Source organism: Mesorhizobium sp. M1A.T.Ca.IN.004.03.1.1 (assembly GCF_003997555.1).
Lineage (GTDB): Bacteria > Pseudomonadota > Alphaproteobacteria > Rhizobiales > Rhizobiaceae > Mesorhizobium.
This window is the reverse complement of sequence record NZ_RZTV01001085.1, coordinates 1-236: the sequence shown is the minus strand read 5'-3', so window position 1 is coordinate 236 and position 236 is coordinate 1. Positions and strand designations below refer to the sequence as shown.

Here is a 236-nt window from a genome sequence, read left to right as displayed (position 1 = left end):
GTTCCCAGGCGTCGAGGCAGCCGGCACCGTAGAGGCGGTCGGCGAGAGCGTGGACCCGCGCCTCCTGGGAAGCCGTGTGGCGGCGCCGCTATTTGTCTCCGACCGGCCTTTCGGCGGTTATGCCGAATATGTGGCGATCGATGCCAATCTCGCCGCGCCGTTGCCGGATGCGCTTTCCTTCGAGGAGGCGACTGCCCTGATGGTGCAGGGGCTGACGGCCTTCCATCTGCTGCGGC

General features: G+C 67.8%; 1 pseudogene. It reads left to right on the top strand.

Annotation, left to right across the window (positions count from 1 at the left end):
- Positions 1–236, top strand: a pseudogene (locus tag EOD29_RS35020) (zinc-binding alcohol dehydrogenase family protein); the annotation flags it as partial.